Raw genomic sequence first — 19047 nt, forward strand, 5'->3', positions numbered from 1 at the left:
ATTTTGGAACTTGTATCACTTCTCCGGCAAGTGGCAGCACGTTGCGCCGGTTGGCACTGATTGTCCGGGTCAAGCCTCTGTCGGACATCGCCTTAAGGGCGTAACTTTGCACCCGAACGGCAGGGTACGCCGCAGGTAGCGCAGCCCGGAGTTTGAAAGGAATCATCCCCAATCCGTCCTCGACGGATTTTTATGTTCACCTGAACATAGCAAGGTATGTTTTCAGCCGCTCAAAACATTTTGAGCAGCCACGAAAACGCCTTGCCCTTGCAGGGGGCGGGCTTACCCTCCGAAGTCGGGAAGCCTCTCAAACCTACGGTGTCTGTACCATGAAGCGGCGACTTATGCCGTCAAACCGCTAAATCCAAAGTAATATGAATGAAAAAAGAAGAAACAAAGGCGGGAGAAATCCCAAACTCGACCCGGCAGTGTTCAGATACACCGTCCGTTTCAGCGAGGAGGAACACAACCGTTTCCTCTCCATGTTCGAGAAGTCGGGCGTTTACGCCAAGTCGGTTTTCCTGAAGGCGCACTTCTTCGGGCAACCGTTCAAGGTGCTGAAAGTGGATAAAACGCTGGTGGATTACTACACCAAGCTATCTGATTTTCATGCGCAATTCCGCGCAATAGGCACGAACTACAACCAAGTCGTGAAGGAACTGAGGCTGCATTTTTCCGAGAAAAAGGCGATGGCGTTGCTCTACAAACTGGAGCAACAGACCGTCGAACTCGTGAAACTGAGCCGCCGGATTGTGGAACTGTCTAAAGAGATGCAGGAAAAATGGTCGCAAAAATCAGTGTAGGAAACTCGTTGTACGGCGCACTTGCCTACAACGGGGAGAAGATCAACAAGGAGGAAGGACGGCTGCTCACCACCAACCGCATCTACAATGACGGCACGGGAACGGTGGACATCCACCGGGCGATGGAGGACTTTCTCTCCTTCATGCCCGTGTGGTCAAGGGTGGAGAAGCCTGTGGTGCATATCTCTCTCAATCCGCATCCCGACGACGTGCTGACGGACACGGAGCTTCAGGACATCGCGCGGGAGTATCTGGAGAAGATGGGCTTCGGGAACCAGCCTTACATGGTGTACAAGCATGAGGACATTGACCGCCACCACCTGCACATCGTCACGGTACGGGTGGACGAGAACGGCAAAAGCATCGACACGCGCAATAACTTCTACCGCAGCAAGCAGATAACCCGTGAGCTGGAACGGAAGTACGGGCTGCATGACGCGGAACGGAAAAACCGCCGTCCTGATATGCAGCGGCATAAGGTGGATGTTTCGGCTGGCGATGTGAAGAAGCAGGCGGGGAATGTGGTAAAGGAACTGAACCGCCGTTACCGTTTCCAGACGATGGGCGAATACCGCGCCCTCCTTTCCTTATATAATATGACGGTGGAGGAAGCGCGGGGTAACGTGCGCGGACGGGAATATAATGGGCTGGTCTATTCCGTCACGGACGGCAAAGGCAACAAGGTCGGCAATCCTTTCAAGTCCTCGCTGTTCGGGAAGTCCGTCGGCTTTGATGCCGTACAGAGAAAGTTTGCCCGTTCCAAGCAGGAGATTAAGGACATGAAACTTGCCGACATGACAAAATGCACCGTCCTTTCCGTGCTGCAAAGTACGTATGACAAGGAGAGGTTCATAGCCACGCTCAAGGAGAAAGGTATTGACACCGTGCTGCGCTATACGGAGGAAGGACGCATCTACGGGGCCACGTTCATCGACCACCGAACAGGATGCGTGTTGAACGGCTCACGCATGGGCAGGGAACTGTCCGCCAACGCCTTGCAGGAACACTTCACGCTGCCATACGCCGGACAGCCGCCGGTTCCGCTTTCCATTACCACGGAGGGTCAGGAGGAAACGCAAGCTCCGTCCACTTCCGAATACGGAAGGGACTTGGACGGCATGGGCTTGTTTTCTCCCGAAGGCCCGGCAGTGGACGCCGAGGAGGAAGCCTTCATCCGGGCGATGCAGCGCAGGAAGAAAAAGAAGAAGCGCAAGGGCTTGGGAATGTAATCAGTCAGACAAAGTATCAACAATCAAAACAATTTCAAGGTATGTCACAACAAGAAGACGATTTGAGGGCATTGGCGAAAATCATGGATTTTCTGCGTGCCGTGAGTATTATTTTAGTGGTCATGAACGTGTACTGGTTCTGTTATGAAGCCATACGGCTCTGGGGTGTGGACATCGGTGTGGTGGACAGGATACTGATGAACTTCAACCGCACGGCGGGGCTGTTCCGTTCCATCCTCTACACGAAACTATTTGCCGTCCTCCTGCTTGCCCTGTCCTGTCTGGGGACAAAGGGCGTGAAGGGCGAGAAAATCACGTGGGGGAAAATCTGGGCGGTCCTTGCCGTGGGCTTCGTGCTGTTCTTCCTCAACTGGTGGATACTGGCTTTGCCGCTCCCGATAGAGGCGGTGACGGGACTGTATATTCTGACCGTCGGCGCAGGTTATGTCTGCCTGCTGATGGGCGGTCTGTGGATGAGCCGTCTGTTGAAGCACAACCTTATGGACGATGTGTTCAATAACGAAAACGAGAGTTTCATGCAGGAAACAAGGCTTATCGAAAGCGAGTATTCGGTCAATCTTCCGACACGGTTTTACTACAAAAAGCGTTGGAACAATGGCTGGATCAATGTCGTGAATCCTTTTAGGGCTTCCATCGTGTTGGGTACGCCGGGCAGCGGTAAATCCTATGCAGTGGTAAATAATTTCATCAAGCAGCAGATAGAAAAGGGCTTCTCGATGTATGTGTACGACTTCAAATTCAGCGACTTGTCCACGATAGCATACAACCATCTGCTGAACCACCCGGAGGGCTACAAGGTGAAACCGAAGTTTTATGTGATAAACTTCGATGACCCGCGACGTTCGCACCGTTGCAATCCCATTCACCCGGACTTCATGGAGGATATTACGGACGCTTATGAGAGTGCGTACACCATTATGCTCAACTTAAATAAAAGTTGGGTGCAAAAGCAGGGCGACTTTTTCGTAGAATCGCCCATCATCCTTTTCGCGGCTATTATCTGGTATCTCAAAATTTTCCAGAACGGCAAGTATTGTACATTCCCCCATGCGATTGAGTTCCTGAACCGCCGCTATGAGGATATTTTCCCGATACTGACCTCTTACCCGGAATTGGAAAACTATCTTTCTCCGTTCATGGACGCATGGCTCGGAGGGGCTGCGGAGCAGTTGATGGGGCAGATAGCAAGCGCGAAAATCCCTTTGTCAAGGATGATTTCCCCGCAGCTCTATTGGGTGATGTCGGACAGCGAGTTCACGCTGGACATCAACAATCCCGAAGAACCGAAAATACTCTGTGTGGGCAACAATCCCGACCGTCAGAATATCTACGGGGCCGCTCTCGGTCTGTATAACTCCCGTATCGTGAAACTCATCAACAAGAAAGGGATGCTGAAGTCGTCGGTCATCATCGACGAGCTGCCCACGATTTATTTCAAGGGGTTGGACAACCTTATCGCCACCGCGCGAAGCAACAAGGTTGCCGTGTGTCTGGGCTTTCAGGATTTCAGCCAGTTGGTGCGCGACTACGGTGATAAAGAAGCGAAGGTCGTGATGAACACCGTCGGCAATATCTTTTCCGGTCAGGTGGTGGGTGAAACCGCCAAGACGCTTTCCGAACGCTTCGGTAAGGTGTTGCAGAAACGGCAGTCCATTTCCATCAACCGGCAGGATGTTTCCACCTCCATCAACACGCAGATGGATTCACTCATCCCGCCGAGCAAGATTTCCGGCTTGACGCAGGGTATGTTTGTCGGTTCGGTATCCGACAACTTCAACGAGCGTATCGAGCAGAAGATTTTCCATTGCGAGATTGTCGTGGATGCCGAGAAGGTGAAGCGCGAGGAGAAAGCCTACAAGAAAATCCCCGTCATTACCGACTTTACGGACGGGGACGGCAACGACCGCATGAAGGAAACGGTTCAGGCGAATTACAGGCGCATCAAGGAGGAAGTGAAGCAGATTGTTCAAGAGGAACTGGAACGTATCGCAAATGATGAAAACTTGAAACACCTGTTGCAGCAGAAATAACAGATTCCTTTATATATGAAAAAGGGGATGTGTCAAAACACCCAAAATATGAAAATTACCCCTGTCACAGATATCTGTAGCAAGGGTAATTTTGTTAAAAAGAGAGTTTTGACACCCTCTTTTTATTCTCAGATTTGAGATGCTTGTTGATGGTGGTAATGGCAAGCATCAGCAAATAATTTTTCAGTTCTGTATCGTCTTTAAGCAGTATGCTGTATTCTTCGGCAAACATTCTCAACAGTCTGGTTCTGAGTTTCGACATTTCTTCACCGAAAGGTATCTGTCGGTTTTCTTGCCAATACTCAATCACTACGGAAGATACCAGCCACTTGAACTCGGATTTCATCTCTTTGCCGAGTTTCTTGAAGCGGATTTGTTCGCTAATTGGCGGCTCGTTGTATGGCATCATGTCTGCCGGGTCATAAACGGATATACTGCCGATACCATAATCCATGATTATCGGTAAATCAGTTTTTACATCATTCTTATGTTTCTTCTTTTTAGCCATACCCGTTATTGTTGCAGGAAACCTTTACCTTTATCAGTAAGATAGTATTTCTGTTGCGGACTCTTGGAGCCTATGGGATAAAGTGAAAGGACCAAACCGGAATTTATTGCCGGATGGATATAGTTCTTTAAGAAATTCCTTTTATCTTTCATTCCCGTTTTCTCCATGATTTCTTTAGCAGAGAGAGTGTTGTTCCCAATAGCAGACAACAGTTTTCCTAACTGTGGGGTTACTGTGGGGTTACTATAGGGTTGCTGTGGGGTTGCTGTGGGGTCTTGTCCTACTGTAGTTCTTGTATAATGAAACACAATCCATACAGCATTGCCGTCGGTATGAAACTCCGGATCCGGAATACCGACACGGCGACATTCGTTTACCATAAGGGCTATGCCACGTCCCCAACTCTCCAATACTGCACTTTTGTACAGCACATTGGCTACTATCAGATTTTGTGGTTCGGAATTGTGGCCACCCAACAGTTTCTCAATGGTAATATCAGGCGGAAATGTTCCGCTGTTTTCAATCTCCACGCGGTCATCATAGATAGCAATCCCGACTGAACTGCCGGGGCGATGGTAAACACGATGTGCAAAAGCATTTATGCAACATTCTCTCAATGCCTTATATGGCACATTCAGTTCCTCTTCTCTGTACAAACCTTCAATTTTACCGGAAAGGGACAAATGCTTGAAGAAAAATGCCATTGCAGCATCCAGCAAGTTGAATATATTGCCTGTCACACGCTGATTATCTAAAAATTCATCTTTTGTCGTTCCTTTGAACCGGGCTAAACGGAGCAGACATTGGGGATAATGGTAGAAGTTTCGTCCGAATAGGACAACGGAAGCATTGTTCAGCTTTCCATCATTCAACAAGTCAAATTTTTCAAGGATGGTTCGGACATCCTCCTGCATAGAACCTTCCGGCAAACGTCCGCCTCTGATTTCTCCACGTACTGCGCCCAAGATTGCCGTTTCGTCAAGGTCGGATATTTTCAAGCTGGGATTTTGCATGGAATCCCAAGCATAGGTTCCGCCTCGCTGCATAACCAACAGGTTGTATATACCCTGCGGCATGGCAGATGTAACGCTCTCTATCCGTTGATAAGCCCTCCCCTTATAGGTGAACGGGCGCATATATCGTTGTTCTTCCGCTGATAAAGCTATAACACTTTTGTTCGTTCCCGGAATGTCTGTATAGGATATATCAATGGTCGCAAACGGCTCGATTCGTCTGATGGTTTCCGCAATATCGCGCTTCGTCTTGTCGCTCACTTCCTGACCGATAATCTTTCCCTTGTCGGTTACACCGAACAGCACCGTGCCGCCCGTACCGTTCAGGAAGGCACAAAGAGTTTCCATTCCACGCTCCAACTGCCCGGTAGTTTCTTTGAACTCAACTGTCCCGCCTTCGGCTCCGGCAATCAGTCCGTTCAATATTTCGAGGTTATCTATTTTCATCCGTCATTGATTAATACTTGCAAAGTTAATGATTTTAATCGGCTTTCCGGCAGATAATAGAGTGATTGTAAATGAAGAAGGATAAGAAACCGTATAATCCGGCCGCTTATCCTTTGTTTGGCATTCGTTTATCTCCTCATCCGCTCCAATTCATCGTCATGTCGCATCTTCGCGTTCAGTTTGTCCTGCATCTTTTCAAGGAAGTAGGTGCGACTGTCGCTTTTCCTGCGTTTGATGTCCGTATAGAAGCGGTAGCAGTCTTTGGACTCCACACCGAAAAAGGAATAGAGGACAGGGGCAAGCTCTTTCAGCGAAGCCTTGCCGCCATTGATGCAGCCGGTGGCGTAGAGGGCATAGATTAGCTCTACCAACTCGACGGCATTACCGGTCCATTGCAGGGCTGGGACTGTGGCTTTGGTTTCGGATGTGGATGTTAGTGGTGGCACGGAGGTAATTGCAGAAGCGGATACTATCTTCTGCATCTTTCGGATGAAGGATAACGCCTTGCGGATATACACAGTGACGACATTCTCCTCCGATACCGACAAGTTCTGTGGATGGTGCTGTAATTCGATTTCGGCAAAAGCCAACGCCACAATAATATGCTTGGCATCATTGCCGCCGTAGCACAGGTTTATTACTTCCTGCACGAATCCGCCGTATGCCGTTTCCGTGCTACCGTTGTCTTTTCCGTTTATCATGGCGAAAAACTGTGTTTCCGCCAGTATGAGATGGTTCATTATCTTTTCTGTTTTGAGGGTTTACACTTGTTTATCAGTGTGCGCACACTGATATATGGTGCAAATCATAGCCCTAAACACGAGAAAAGATTGTGAGAAAATTGTACTACATTGTTTTTCAGAAAGATAAAATTCAAAAATAATTTTATCCTTGATTGCATCCCTTGTGAAATGTGTTCAGATTCTGAACATGTGTTCACTTTCTGAGCACGGAAATCCCGCCAAGATGTTCATAATCTGAACATTTTATGCCCGTGGCTCTTTATGATAGGTAAGCCGGATTACTCCGTCCCTATAAGTTTTGTTCTCCATAAGCCGCCAGTCATTCATAGGTAGTGCTGACTTGAAAAAATGCGCTCCGTTTCCGTCGATGGTTGGAACAACGTATAGTATGATTTCATCTATCACGTTCATCCGTAACAGTCCGTTGGCATATTCGGTATTCCCGGCAGTTACTTCCAACAAATGGCAAATGCTTCCACCTTCCTCCCTCCATTCTTGAAGCACGGATACCGAATAGTCGGATGTCAGCTTATACAGGGCATTGGCACGTATTTCATCCATACCGTAATCTTCGGTTTGAAGCAACCGCTTCCGGGGATGCAGTTTCATCGGACAGCCATCTATTGAGATAACGGCAAGTAATTGTATTTTCGCCATAACGTATTTTCTTTCCTTTTTGGCGAGGCAAAAAAGTAGCGTGCAATTCACACTACTTTCAAGCGATGGCTCTGGTAAAGCCTTTACGGAGAGTACGTGAATGCACGCTATGCGTAAGCATAGCATAAGCATCACGCAATCGTCTCCGTAGTTTCAATTTACCAGATTTTCGCTCGAAACGCCTTGCGGTCTTATGTCTATATCATCGGCGAAAAGTTACCCGATCGCCTGCTATTTTCTGAAATACAATTGCAAAGTTAATCAATTATTGCCATTTACAGCCATACTCCGGTCAGTTTTCTTCATTCAATCCATACTCTACCAATTTATTATACAGCGTTGTCCTGCCGATACCCAGTATCTTTGCAGCCATTTTCTTGTTACCGGCTGCTTGTTTCAAAGCACGCAGGATACGTCCTCTTTCTTCATCCCCGCTCTTCAATGTAAAACAAGCGGAAGTAGCGGACGGTTCATTGTCAAGTTCCAAATCGGCTTCGGTTATCATATCGCCTTCTGATTGCAGGACTGCCGTCTGTATCTTCTGTTTCAACTCGCGCACGTTGCCCGGCCACGCATGGGCGAGCAGGGCATTACGGGCAGATGCGGCAAACCCTTTTACTTCACGTTCCAACTTACGGTTTGCCATTTCACGGAAGAACTCAGCCAATGGCATGATGTCTTCCGGGCAGTCGCGCAAGGGCGGCATGGTTATCACATACTCCTGCAAGCGATAGAGCAAATCCTGCCGGAACCGCTTTTCCGTTACGGCTTTCTGCAAATCCTCGTTGGTTGCAGCCACTATCCTCACGTTGGCTGTTTTGTCCTCCTTTGCACCGACGGGACGGTAACGGCGTTCCTGTATGGCGCGGAGCAGCATCTGTTGCATCTCCATTGTTAGGTTGCCCACTTCGTCAAGGAACAGCGTGCCGCCATCCGCTTCCAGAAAATACCCCGTCTTGTTTGCTTCGGCACCAGTAAACGCACCCTTGACGTGTCCGAAGAAGGCGGATTGTATCAATGACGGGGACAAGGCTCCGCAGTCCACTGCCACAAAAGGTTTATCGGCAAGTTTGCTTTGTTGGTGTATATGTTGTGCGATATGTTCCTTGCCCGTACCGTTCTCGCCCAGTATCAGCACGCTCATCCGGGTGGTGGCTACAAGGCGCACACGTTTCTTGATTTTCTGATAGGCTTCGCCCTGCCGGACGAATATCGGAATGTTCCATTGTAGTCGCTTTTCATGTTCTTTTTGCAGGGTGCGGATAAGCGGTATCAGTTTATCCTCCAACAACTGTTTCTGTATGTAATCCTTTGAGCCGAGCTTCATACTTTCCACTGCCGTATGCACCTCCCCGTAATTGGTCATAACGATAAACACCTGCTGTTTGTCGTTGGCACGCATCCACCGTAACAACTCTATGCTTTCACCGTCGGGGAGGCGTAGGTCGGCAACGACAATATCATCCACCTCTGACTTTGCCAATAGTTTCTTGGCAGTGGCAAGATTATATGCCGACATAGTATCGAAGCTGTCTTTCTTCAGCAGGTTGCAGACATAATCGTTATAGACGGGGTTGTCCTCAATCACAAATACTTTCATCCGACAACCTCCTTTCCTTTTGCGCAAGTTCTATGATAACTGTTCCCATACGAAGCATGGCATCCACGCATTTCCGCAATTCCATTTCGGAACATTCAGATTCTTGATGCAGCAGTTCATACAGGTTCCACAAGGGTTTGTCAGCACGGATAACAGCCCATGAACTTCGCTGACGGTGCATCCATTCGTCCAACGCCTTGCGGTCATTCCTCTCCATGATTTCCCGGACAGCCTGCATATCCTTTTCTGTTTCGGTTATCAAACGGTCGAGCATCGCCCGTTTGTCACCATATGCAAGCAGAGAGGACAAGTCGGGAAGTTCATCCTTGTCCGTACTTGTCAAAAGGCATTTGTCTGATACAGCAACCAGTTCGGAAATGGAAAATGGCTTGAACAGGCAGGCGGTAAATCCATTTTCCAACAGCTCCTCTTCGCTGCAACTGCCGGAGGCGGTCGCCACGACAATGGGAATCTCTTTCGAGTTGCTGACACTTGACGAGCGTAACAACTCCAACACCTCATAGCCGTTAATCTCCGGCATTTTCATATCGGTTATCATGAGGTCGTATGTGTGCTGCCGCATGGCTTCCATTGCATCGCCAATAGTGGTGAACGTGTCGCAATGCACACCTATACCAGCATACATTTCCTTTGTCATGGATAATACCATCGGATTGTCGTCCAATACGATGACAGAATAAGGTCTTTCTATATGAGCCAGACTTTCTGCGGCTGTCTGTTCTTCAATACCAATATCGGCAGTGTTCATTGGCAACTCCACAGTAAAACGACTGCCTTCTCCTTTTTCGCTTTCCAAGCGTATAGTGCCGCCAAGCATCCCGACTATCTGTTTCACAATGCTTAACCCCAATCCGAAACCGTCTTGCGTGGCGGCGTTGGAAAGCCGCTCGAACGCTCCGAACACTCGCTGTTGTTCTTCCGCACTCATGCCGGTTCCGGTGTCCTCTACTACAAGGGTCAGCCTATTGCCGTCATAGCTTATGACAAGTGAAACGCTTCCGGCATTCGTGAACTTGACGGCATTGCCCAGCAGGTTGTCGCATATCTGTATGATGCGCTCCTTGTCGCCATTCAGGATAATACCCTCCGGGCACTCGATGGTAAGTTTAAGATCTTTTGCTTCTGCTTGTTGCGTAAACTCCGTTTGCAACAGCTCCGCGATGTTTTCCAAACGAAACGGACGGACATTCGCCTGTTCCTTGCCGCTGTCCAAGCGGAAGAAGTCAAGCAGGGAGTTGAGCATGTCGGTCATTCTCTTGGAGGCTTGCAGGATATTGTCCGCATAACCGCTTATCTTTTCTTCTTCGTTGTCCTGCATCAGTTCCGCATATCCATGTATGGCAGTCAGTGGTGTGCGTAGCTCGTGGGTGATGGTGTGCATCGCTTTCTTGCGTGAGGCTATCAACGATTCGTTTTGTTTTACTGACTTTTGCAGTTGCCCGATTAAATCTGTTGTCTTACGTTTGTACTGCTTGATGCGGGTGGCATAGCGGTGAATGATGATGTATGAAATAATGAGCAACAGCAGCATGACACCCGTTATGATACCTACCTGCAAGAACGACTTTTCACGCATAGCGGATATTTCCGCCTCACGTTCCTGCAAGTCAGCCTGCACCTTGTGGTCCATCTGCTGGATAAGGGTTTGCAGTTGGCGGTTCAGTTCCGCATTGCGGCTGGCAAGGCTGTCGGCATATTCCGACAGACGATGGCTTTGGGCACGTTGTTGCGCTATCATATCACGGTTCAGTGTGTAGAGCATCGTGGTGGTCGTCGTCGGAGGTGCTTCCTGTTTCTTGCCGAACAACCCGAGAAAACCTTTCCTCCTCTGTTTCTTCGGCTCTTCCTGCCTGCTCGTTTGCACTATCACCGGCACCTGCTTGGCTATCCGGCGGTTGATGTCCGCCTGTTGTTCCAGAGCCTCCATGATGGCGCACAGCCGCTTTTCCTTGTCCTCCAGCAAGTGGCGCACGCTGTCTATGCGCACCGATTCGTAATGGCTCTTGAAGCGGCAAAGCATACTATCCACCGTCATCCGTTGCCGCCGGTATGCCGCCACATCCTTATCGTCCCATTCCAGCACCGACTCGCCCAAAAGAGACAACTCCACCACACCCACATACGCATCGTGTGTTTCCTTGCGGAAGCGGTTGATTTCACGGTTCTCCCGTTCCAGCAACTCCAAGTCGCGCCATTCGCCGAGCCACGTGCAGATGATGCCGCCCACCAGCAGGACTATCAACAGATAGCCTGCGGCAAGCAGCTTGCGGAAATGCTTGGTAGTGGTAACGAATTGTTCGCTCATTTGCTGTTTGTGTAAATACCGTTATTTAAAATACGCATATAGGTCGTGGAACTTCGCAGGTTCATGGATGAGAATGGCGGCCATGCTGCCTATGACCGCCACCAGAATTATATATCCGAATAGAATTCTACTCCTCAATGAAACAACCATTCTTCCCTTATTTACAATTGTTATAATTATTAAGGCATCTGACCACCGGCGATAGATGGAATTTCTGTTAGTATGGGATTTCTCGGGATTGAGTTAAAAATTCTTTGGCCACGTATGGCTTGACTTGGAGGAGCGTTTTCATTTACATCAAGCCGATAACATCTATCGTTAAATGTTATAATTCCCCAAATACCAATTGTTCCTGGGATTCTCGCCAATCCTTCAGTAGGTTTAAAAAGAACAACATTATCTATTATTCGATTTTTAACCGCCCGATTCCATGATGTTTTAATACTATTGTTAGGCGTTGGAATATGAGCAACATACCTAATGCCATTGTGCCTAAAACTGGCCATATAACACCCCGAAAAACCTGAACTTAAAGTATCTATGCCATTTGAAGCAACGACTGCTATTATATCCGCAATATATATGACACAGGCATAGTCTAATCTAAGAAAACGATAGTTACGGGTATATCCTTTTATTTGAAATGTCAAATTACTTTGCGTGACAATCGGAGGGGTCAAACCTACATTATAAATATTTTGATAATGAAACCGTGCAATATTTGTCATTACTGCTTGACTGTTTGGCAATCTTAATGCTTGAATCAAATTCATATATTTACTTACTGTTACTTTCGTTTGTTATAGGCTCGATACATGATGCCATTATATCCATCAGTTTAGACAGACCTTCGGTCTGCGGCTGCTGACTGGCTGTCACATGTATCTGGTATTTTGCCGTTTGGTTGGTCATGCGGGTGTTCTCGCGGGCGGTCGTGACTTTGCCGCTGATTTCCGCATTTATAAACCAATGTTTTGCAGAAGCTTTTGCCTCTACTTCTGCGTTGGTAGTGCTTTTTACGTTTGATGTATCGGTAACCTCCATCTGGAAATCGACATCCACGCGATCTATGAGCAGGGAAGGAATAGGCACCAATCCTATAAACGGAGCCTTGACACTTTGTGACATTGTTGTCATTTTTCCATCCTGCTGTATCGGTCTTTTAATATCGAATTCCAATACACGAGCTGTTTTACCGTCTTCATCAAAAGCAATTTTCTGGTAGAAATTCCATGCTGTCGCTGCCAATTCCTGTTGAGCTTCGGCTGCTGCAATAAGCGGTGCTGCAATCAGTTCCCGCATGGGAAGCCCCTTAAAATTGTCAGTCACATTCGGATCTCCAAGTACAGGGGATGTACCGTTATTTTTAGTCTCTTCCAATGCAGCGGAAATAATCTCTTTCGCTTGCCCGCTTATATTTTCTGCATATTCTTGTTGCCCTTGGTTCTTTATTTCTTCTGCCATAACATTTGAATTTTGAAATTGTTAGATGTTTTTTACAAAATCGTCAATGATTCGGGAAATACTCTCCGGAGTCTCCTGAACTTTAAAATTGACGCAAACCTCCATGATATCATCTGTATCTGGTTTTATGTTGCTCATCTGCATCTGGAGATTGGCTCTGTGCGGACTGGATAACAGCAAGTTGTTTTCCGGAATCTGTGATTCCACGCTTCCGACCTTCGCCTTGAACTTTATCTGCACATTATCCATTGCAAGATAATGATGGGATATCAAGGCTATAAGTGGAATATCAATAGTCTTGTCTCCAACCATGATTTTTTTTGATTGGAACGTATTTGCGTTATTTGCATTTGTTCCTTCAAAAAGTCTGGTCAGATTTTGTATCTGATGATTCTGTAATGTATCTTGTGCACAGTTTACGGCGTACTGCAAACCATTCATAATATCAGAGAATGAATTGGTTTGAACACTGTCCGGCTCATCGTCATTATTTTTCTTGCCTCTGTGAAAAAGTCCCATGTTTTTAATTTAAATACTTGATTTGTTGTCTTTAATGAGCACCAATCTTGACAATGTCCGGCTTACAGCTTCCATATTTACACTGGAGACTATATTATTATTGACAATGCCTTGATGCCAAAACCAATATGGTGGATTCTCCGTGTGTTCCATCACGTCCTCCTTTCTTTATTGGGGTTATACTTCGGTTCTTTCCGTTGCGGGCGGAACTTTTTCCGCCCGACGGTTTACTGCTTCCTCAAGGTAGGCAATGCTCCATTAAGTTCGTAACGCCACTCTGAGCCTGCGTTCTGCAAGGCGGTGTTCATGGCATCGACGGCTTTCTGCCAGGTAACGTAAGTGCCGTCCACCTTCGTGGATTCGGGGGCGGTCTTATAGCCTCGTTCCTGATTGTTCTTCCAATAGCAGGCGGTCACGGTGGTGTAGCTATCTCCAAACAAGCCGCCGATATGCACATTGCCGGTACTGCTACCCGTACTGGTTACGTTGCCCGTGGCATAGCAGGCAAGGACGCGGCTTCCTCCGTTTAATCCCACTACACCGCCGCCAAAGTTATTCTTTTGGGAAGCTATTTCTAAGGTCACGTTGCCTGTGGCATAGCAAGCTGTCATGGTGCCCCATTTTTCTCCTGCCACACCGCCGACATAGTGCTTTCCCTTCACAGTGGCAGAGGAGCTGCATCCGATGATGGAACCGGCCTTTTGTGAACCCACCACACCGCCGACACAATCTGTGCCGCTGACGCTACCCGACACCGAGCAGTTTTCAATGGTGCCCCAGCTATATCCTACCACGCCGCCAGTACAGCCAAACATGTGATTGCTTGTTATCTGTATGCCTTCCATCACCACGTTCTTCACCATACCAGCTCTATTGAGATAGCCGAACAGACCCACAAATTGGTCATTTGTCGTAACGGTCAACCCCGTGATGGTATGGCCGCCGCCGTCGAAAGTGCCTTTGTATGAGTTATCGAAGTTTGTGCCTATCGGCGTCCAGCCTTTGCCCGTCAGATCAATGTTTTTGTCGAGGGTAATGTTAATGTCGGTCTTACCTCCGTTCACTAATTCGGCTACATTCATCAGGCCATCGGCGGAGGTCACGGTGTAGCTGCCGTCGCTCTCTATGGTATAGCCCAGGTCTTTTGCCGCAGCGAGGGAGACGGTGTAGGTATATTCACCGCCCGCCTGCCAGTCGGTAGCATTCTTCATCTTATAAACGAAGGTCTTGCCGTTAGTGAAGGTGCAGGTAATGAATGCCGTGCCAGCTGCCACACTTTGCGGGGCTACGATGGCGGTGTAGGTGTTGCTACCCTTGTCATACGGGACGATTATATCCGGGTTGTCGCCTTCGGTGGAGAGACCCTTCAGCTGCACGGATGCCAGCCCCTCGGTGTAGTCCGTCAGAACGATGGTCACCCGCGCTGTGCGGTGGGTGAAGCGAAGCGTGGGGCTACCGTAGGTCACCGTCTGCCCGTCGGCTACGATGAGGTCGCTGCCCTCAAAGTCTTTCTGGGTACTTTGGTTGGCTTTTACCTTTACCGCAGGTGGGGTTGTCTCGCCAGCGGTGTAGGGCCACCACGCTGTGACGGTGATGTCGTTGTGGTTGGTCCAGTAGTACGGGTCGGTGGAGGTCAGCGTGGCGCTGGTGGGGTCGGCGGTGGAGGGCGTCACGTCGTATGCCTTCACCGTACCGTCCATCAGCACTGCCACGCTCTGCACACCCTCCCAATTGCCATCCACAGGGGCACGGGTGCCGGCGATGGCTGTCGCGGCGGGATTCAGCCCCGTGGCGGTGAAGACGATGGGGGTGCCTTCCGCCCCTTCCGGTAGGAAGCCCGCTTCGTCCTGCGTGCAGGCGCCCAATAAGAGGGCGAGCGCTGCAAGTGCAAAAAATCTTATCCTCATAATATCTGTTATTTTATTACTCTGGTTCTTTCCGTTGCGGGCGTAACTTTTCCCCCCGACGGTTTACTGCTTCCTCAAGGTGGGCAATGCTCCTTTAAGTTCGTAACGCCAATCTGAGCCTGCTTTCTGCAAGGCGGTGTTCATGGCATCAACGGCATTCTCCCAGGTAACGTTAGTGCCGTCCACATTCGTGGCTTCGGGGGCGATGCCTTCCTTATTGTAGCCGATACCTTGTTCATGATTGTTCTTCCAATAGCAGGCGGTCACGGTGGTGTAGTTTCCTCCCAAAAAGCCGCCGATATATACATTGCCAGTGCTACTACCCGTACTGGTTACGTTGCCCGTGGCATAGCAGGCAAGGACGCTGCTTCCTGCGTTGAATCCCACCAGATCGCCGCCAAGGATATTATTTATGGGGTCTATTTCTATGGTCACGTTGCCTGTGGCATAGCAAGCGGCCATGGTGGCACCCGAATTCGTCTCACCTGCCACGCCGCCGACCTGGACCATTCCCTTCACTGTGGCGGAGGAGCTGCATCCGGTGATGGAAGCCTCCCATTGAATACCCACCACACCGCCGGCGCATATCGTGCCGCTGACGCTGCCCGACACCGAGCAGTTTTCAATGGTGCCTCCCCAGCTAAATCCTGCCACGCCGCCGGCATAGCCCAACCTGTGATTGCATGTTATCTGTATGCCATCCATCACCACGTTCTTCACCGTGCCAGCTTTACCGAGCCTGCCGAACAGACCCACATATTGGTCATTTGTCGTAACGGTCAGCCCCATGATGGTATGGCCACCGCCGTCGAAGGTGCCGGTGTATGAGTTATAAAAGTTTGTGCCTATCGGTGACCAGTCTTTGCCCGTGAGGTCGATGTCGGCGGTGAGGGTGCAATTTATCGATCTGTCTTTTTGTGCGGCTTCGTTCCATGCCAGTAGGCCGTCGGCGTTATAGACCGTGTAGGTCTTGGTGTTGCTATCGTAGATGTAGCCCAACTCGGCTGCACCACTCTCGCCGCCGCCGTCAGCCCAATCACCGATGGTGCAACCCTCTAATGTCAAGCCAGTGGCGTTCACCTTGACGGTGTAAGAATAGCGGTTGCCCGCCTCTAATACGACGTCGTTCTGCGGGCGGAAGTAGAAGGTGCCGCCCCCGAGTTCCACCTTGACGAACGGCTTGCCTGCCGCAACGGTCTGCGGGGCGGTCAGTGCCTCGTAGGTGTTGCCGCTTGCGTTGTAGGTCTTGATGGCGGTCGGGTTGCCGTTATCGGCGGACAGGCTCACGAGGCTCACCGTGGCACCGGCGACGCTCGTGAATCCCGTGCCGGGCTTCAGTTCGATTGTCACGCGTGCCGTGCGGTGGGTAAATTCAAGTGTCGGGTTGTTAAATTCCACCTTCCGGTTCTCAGCAGAGATGAAATCGCTGTTCTGGAAGTCAGCCAGTTTGCTCTGGTCTTCTGCCACCTTCACGGCAGGCATCTGTGTGATGTCAGCATTGTCGAAGGGCCACCATGCCGATACGGTAATCGGGTCGCGGCTGGTCCAGTAGTACGGGTCGTTCTCGCGTGAAAGTGTGGCACTCTTGAAATCGGTAGAAGCCGTTACGGTGTATTCCTTTACCGCATCGCCCATCTTGAGTGCCACGGAAGTGACGCCCTGCCAGTCGCCGTCCACAGAGGCACGGGTGGAAGGGGCTGCCAGCGGCGTTGCTTCTACGGACAATCCGGTGGCACGGATGACGACGGGGTATTCACCTTCGGGCAGACGGTTATCGCCAGCAAGTTCGTCCTGCGTGCAGGCGGCGAGGGCGAACAGCAGTGCGGTGGCTGCGGGGATAAATAATCTATGTCTCATAATTCTTCATTCTAATCGATTAATTATTAAAATCCTACAGGTCAGCACCCACATCTCCACCGTCTATATCGTTCCACTTTGCAATGGTGGCTTCGCTGACTTCAAGGACTTTGTTGCGTACCTTGACGGTATAGGTATAGTTGTTGCCCGCCAGCAGTGCGCCTTCGGGCACGGTGAGTGTGGCATGATATTCCTGACCTTTGTAATTCACAACCAACGGCAGGGATGCAACTGTCTGCGGGAAGAGGATGATTGATGACGTGAGATTGCCGTCTGCCAGATTCATGGCCAGTTCTCCGGTCTGTGCCCCGTTGTCTGCGGTGGCAATACCGTCGGCCGTGTTGAACGTACCGGTGAGTAACAATCCGCCCAGCGTGTAACGTTCAGGCTTGACCACGCTGAAATCCACGCCGTCGCCCGCCTCGAAGGTAAGGGTTATCTGGCTCATGCGGTGGTGGAAGGAGTTGTCTTCACCGCCTTTGGCGGTTTTGTCGGTGAAGCTTACTACCGGGTTGTTTTTGTCTCCCGTGGCTCCTGAAGCAAAGAGGAAGTCGATGGCAGGCTGGTTCTGCTGCGCCGTGGCATCGGTCGTGGCAGCGAGGATGCCTCCCGCCGCGTTGTACGGATAGTAGGCGCGGAAAGTATGGGTCTTTGTATCTTCGATATAGATAACCTTTCCTTCTGCCTCAAATTTCCCGTTTTTCAGGATGAAAGGCACGTTGCCGTACTGGGAATCGTTGCCGATGTCGGTGATGCCGATACGGTCGCCGCCAGTCCAGGTGGTTCCGCTGGCGCGGGTGGCGGGGGCGATGTTGGCGGTAAACTGGGCGGCCACGGGGTCACCATTCAGGTTCTCGTTGTCGTTGTTGCAGGCTACCAGTGCGAGGGCGAGCATCGCAAGTGCAAAAAATCTTGTCTTCATTATATTCTGTTATTATATTAGTTAAATTCCATTTCAATAATTGCTGCACCTTAGCAAAATCAAAGCAAGCTTTGCTTCTGCGTTCGGTTTGCTAATTATTTACAAATCGGCATTTACATCATCACCTTTCACTTCTTCCCAGCCGTTGATTTCGGCTCCGTCCACTTCCATGCCTTCGGGAGTCTCAACCAGCGTTCCGCTGAGGGTCAGCGATTCGCCCTTTCCGGTGTTGAACTCCTTGAGGGCTTCCGTAAGGTCGCTTTTCAGCGTGGTGGGGGTCGGGTTGCCGTCAGCATAGCGGATTTCACCCTTCAGCAGTTGTTCCGTACCGGTCACACCCAGCAGCCGCACCGTGGCTTTCCACTTGCCGGCATCGTCACCTTCGGTAATCTTGGTGAAGGGCAGCACGACGTTCGAAGCGGCTCCGTAGGTATCGGTAGCGAAGTCGAGTGTTCCGGCTGCACCCGTCAGATGGGCAACAATCTCCGTGATGCGTCCGGCGGCATCACCAGTAGGTTCGACGACAAGCGTCAGTTCGCGTACCTGCTGCTTCATTGCGGCGGTCAGCGGATAGTCCTTGTCTTTCTCGATGGTCACCTGTTCCGTATAGGTGAAGAACCATCCCGGGGCATTGTTCACAAAGGTATCCGTGCCTGCCCGGGTTCCCGTGGCTGCGGCAATGGTGGCTGTGGTGCCGTTCACCGTGATTCCTTCAGCCGGGTTCCACACCGCAAGGGTGTAGCTGCCCGGAGCAAACAGATGGTCGGGGGTATGGGTGGCGGAAGTCTCCGTACCCGTATAGTCACCCATGGTGACCGTCCATGTGGCAGGTATGTCGATACCCTCACCGCGGGCCGACCAGTCGGCTGTCACCGCAATCTTCCCGTAGTCGGGATGCGGCGTGTCATAAAGCGTGTCCTTCACGCAGGAAGAGAGCAGCACGGCGGCTGCCATTCCCATCATATTTATATATTGTCTTGCTTTCATATTCTATTCCTCCG

Annotated in this window: 16 protein-coding genes; 3 read left to right on the forward strand and 13 right to left on the reverse strand. The window is 50.0% G+C overall.

Translation table 11 applies throughout. The features are described from left to right. Positions 1-374 precede the first annotated feature (374 nt). The 3 genes from mobA to mobC are packed head-to-tail and all read left to right on the forward strand — an operon-like array spanning position 375 to position 4083. Positions 375-803 (forward strand): conjugal transfer protein MobA, encoded by a 429-nt coding sequence (gene mobA, locus DW033_RS04525; RefSeq protein ID WP_053397344.1) that lies wholly within the window; start codon positions 375-377, stop codon positions 801-803. Beyond that, positions 782-2032: a conjugal transfer protein MobB gene (mobB, locus tag DW033_RS04530; protein ID WP_053397345.1), complete on the forward strand. Its 1251-nt coding sequence runs from the start codon at positions 782-784 to the stop codon at positions 2030-2032. The genes mobA and mobB overlap by 22 nt, the downstream gene beginning before the upstream one ends. 41 nt (positions 2033-2073) lie before the next feature. Further along, entirely contained in the window at positions 2074-4083 is a 2010-nt protein-coding gene (mobC, locus tag DW033_RS04535) for a conjugal transfer protein MobC (protein ID WP_122382489.1), read from the forward strand. Positions 4084-4177: 94 nt separating this feature from the next. Here the strand turns inward: mobC and DW033_RS04540 are convergent, their stop codons facing one another. The 13 genes from DW033_RS04540 to DW033_RS04600 form a co-directional block, all read right to left on the reverse strand. Next, positions 4178-4591 carry a hypothetical protein gene (locus tag DW033_RS04540; RefSeq protein ID WP_120173078.1) on the reverse strand — a complete coding sequence of 138 codons (414 nt, stop codon included), beginning with the start codon at positions 4589-4591 and terminating at the stop codon, positions 4178-4180. A gap of 5 nt (positions 4592-4596) precedes the next feature. Then, complete coding sequence (locus DW033_RS04545; RefSeq protein ID WP_122382490.1) at positions 4597-6051, reverse strand: ATP-binding protein; 1455 nt, start codon at positions 6049-6051, stop codon at positions 4597-4599. A 128-nt stretch (positions 6052-6179) separates the two neighbouring features. Beyond that, the gene (locus tag DW033_RS04550; RefSeq protein ID WP_004315320.1) at positions 6180-6791 is read right to left on the reverse strand and encodes an RteC domain-containing protein; all 612 of its coding nucleotides are present in this window, start codon (positions 6789-6791) and stop codon (positions 6180-6182) included. Between the two features lie 246 nt (positions 6792-7037). Beyond that, positions 7038-7451 (reverse strand): hypothetical protein, encoded by a 414-nt coding sequence (locus DW033_RS04555; RefSeq protein WP_004315319.1) that lies wholly within the window; start codon positions 7449-7451, stop codon positions 7038-7040. A gap of 292 nt (positions 7452-7743) precedes the next feature. Continuing rightward, entirely contained in the window at positions 7744-9051 is a 1308-nt protein-coding gene (locus DW033_RS04560) for a sigma-54 dependent transcriptional regulator (protein ID WP_122382491.1), read from the reverse strand. Beyond that, positions 9032-11377 carry an ATP-binding protein gene (locus tag DW033_RS04565; RefSeq protein ID WP_008616536.1) on the reverse strand — a complete coding sequence of 782 codons (2346 nt, stop codon included), beginning with the start codon at positions 11375-11377 and terminating at the stop codon, positions 9032-9034. Before DW033_RS04565 ends, DW033_RS04560 begins: the two co-directional genes overlap by 20 nt. Positions 11378-11556: 179 nt before the next feature. After that, complete coding sequence (locus tag DW033_RS04570; protein WP_122382492.1) at positions 11557-12150, reverse strand: hypothetical protein; 594 nt, start codon at positions 12148-12150, stop codon at positions 11557-11559. Positions 12151-12154: 4 nt separating this feature from the next. Next, positions 12155-12841, reverse strand: a complete 687-nt coding sequence (locus DW033_RS04575) for a DUF2589 domain-containing protein (RefSeq protein WP_122382493.1) — start codon at positions 12839-12841, stop codon at positions 12155-12157. Positions 12842-12862: 21 nt separating this feature from the next. Further along, positions 12863-13360 (reverse strand): DUF2589 domain-containing protein, encoded by a 498-nt coding sequence (locus tag DW033_RS04580; RefSeq protein WP_005827365.1) that lies wholly within the window; start codon positions 13358-13360, stop codon positions 12863-12865. A gap of 227 nt (positions 13361-13587) precedes the next feature. Continuing rightward, the gene (locus tag DW033_RS04585; protein WP_122382494.1) at positions 13588-15267 is read right to left on the reverse strand and encodes a fimbrillin family protein; all 1680 of its coding nucleotides are present in this window, start codon (positions 15265-15267) and stop codon (positions 13588-13590) included. Between the two features lie 63 nt (positions 15268-15330). Beyond that, complete coding sequence (locus DW033_RS04590) at positions 15331-17124, reverse strand: fimbrillin family protein (RefSeq protein WP_122382495.1); 1794 nt, start codon at positions 17122-17124, stop codon at positions 15331-15333. Positions 17125-17158: 34 nt separating this feature from the next. Further along, positions 17159-18046, reverse strand: a complete 888-nt coding sequence (locus DW033_RS04595; RefSeq protein WP_122382496.1) for a fimbrillin family protein — start codon at positions 18044-18046, stop codon at positions 17159-17161. Between the two features lie 99 nt (positions 18047-18145). Then, positions 18146-19033, reverse strand: coding sequence for a FimB/Mfa2 family fimbrial subunit (locus DW033_RS04600; RefSeq protein ID WP_025868319.1), 888 nt, complete (start codon positions 19031-19033; stop codon positions 18146-18148). Positions 19034-19047: the final 14 nt, after the last annotated feature.

This window comes from Parabacteroides sp. AF39-10AC (genome assembly GCF_003635405.1).
Lineage (GTDB): Bacteria > Bacteroidota > Bacteroidia > Bacteroidales > Tannerellaceae > Parabacteroides > Parabacteroides distasonis.